This is a genomic window from Bacillus sp. 220_BSPC (assembly GCF_001054655.1).
Classification (GTDB): Bacteria; Bacillota; Bacilli; order Bacillales; family DSM-1321; genus Peribacillus; species Peribacillus frigoritolerans.
In genome coordinates this window covers 1-1,631 of the sequence record NZ_JVPL01000192.1, presented here as the reverse complement: position 1 = coordinate 1,631, position 1,631 = coordinate 1, and the positions used below count along the sequence as shown (strand labels likewise).

The window sequence follows — 1,631 nt, the reverse complement described above, 5'->3', positions numbered from 1 at the left end:
GGCAAAGACATGTTCGGCAACCAGCTAACCGAGGAACAGCGCCAGAACGGACTGTTGATGGCACTAGGCATCGGCGGTGTGGCAGGTGCGGCCAAAGTCGCCGATAAAGTAGCGAATGGTACAAAGTTCGTCCCTTACAGCAAGGAATTTGCGCAAAAGCAGGTTCAGAAGGTTCAAGCTACAATAACAGACATAGCGAGATCAGGAAAAACCACGTTAAAAAATATAGGTGAAGAAATCGGTAAAAAAGAAATCCCTAAACGGATAAGTATGGAACAAGTATCCCTTGCAGGAGGACAAACCCTTCGCCAAGTTATGATGGAAAAGCAGACAATTAAGGAAGCCTATCAGAAATTTACGGTGAAGGATAGCAAAGTAGAGGGTGTTTCAGGGGAGAGTGTTCCTAAGGGTACGGGTAATAAAACAAGTCAGGTTCCAGATGGTATCATTAGGGACGGTAGTCATATGCATAAAGATAGAACGTTAAAACCAAATGTTAAGTATCAAGCAGGAGAATATGAGTATTTATATGAGACAGACAACATGGGGAGGCTTAAAGAGTTTAATGCAGATGACTTAAAATTAACAGAAAGAGCAAGTAGATTACCACATAAATCTAATACGCCAGGAAAAGAAGCCGGAGATCATGCTGGACATTTAGCTGCTGATAGATTTGGAGGTTCTCCTGATTTAGATAATCTTGTATCTCAATCGAGTAGTGTAAATTTGAGTAAATACAAGAAGTTAGAAAATCAATGGGCTACAGCTATAAAAGAAGGTAAATTTGTTTCCGTCAATGTTAAAGTTAATTATGATGGGGATAAAATGAGACCGAGTGGTTTCGATATAGAATATGAAATAGATGGACGTGTGAGATTCATTAGTATAGAGAATTAGGAGGTATAGCTATGGAAAAGGTATTTGAAGATTACTTTTCAGAGTACCAATCAGATATGGTGGCCATTTGTTTAGAGTATGTCGATAATAAAGCAGATGACATATATATATATTGTTCTTATGAACCAAAAATGTATGTTTTTGATGTTTTCTACAAAATCAACGGAAAGATTGTTCATAAACATCAATTAAATGAAGCAATAAAAAACTCTGAGGGTCAACATAATGTAGTGTATGATGTTTCAAGAGAAAGACAAAAGGCTACTTTAAGAATCGGAAATGAAAATTTGAAACTTATCCATAAAAAGTGTGAAGAGTTTAATAAAGAAATGCCTACTGAGATAAAATTACATTATAATGTGAAACAAAACAGTTTAAAAGGTCAATACAAATATGATTTAGTATATTCTAATGATGACGAACTATTGCCTGATGATATCTTTGATATATGGTTCGAAGATGTGAAACAAAGGAATTTGTAAATAAGACCTTGATTGGCTTTTGCCTTTCAAGGCTTTTTTGCTTTAATTGTTTTAAGGTTAAAGTAATCACATATATGGATTAAAATCGGGTTGGGAGTGTACGCAAGTGGTTGGATAAAGTGACATGAAAAGTAAAGCAATCAAATCAAATACGGAGTCGATCCAGTAACAGGGCGCAAGCTGTCCAGCGAACCACGAACTAGATGCCTATAAAACGACAAAAGGCTTTAGCCTCCTCCAGAAAACCGAATA

General features: G+C 36.5%; 2 protein-coding genes. Both read left to right on the top strand.

Annotated features, from left to right (window positions below):
* On the top strand, positions 1-897 hold an 897-nt coding region (locus ADA55_RS30535), incomplete at its 5' end, for a DNA/RNA non-specific endonuclease (protein WP_226990477.1).
* 11 nt (positions 898-908) lie between these two features.
* Complete coding sequence (locus ADA55_RS15065) at positions 909-1,379, top strand: hypothetical protein (protein ID WP_048685322.1); 471 nt, start codon at positions 909-911, stop codon at positions 1,377-1,379.
* The last annotated feature ends 252 nt before the right edge of the window (positions 1,380-1,631 follow it).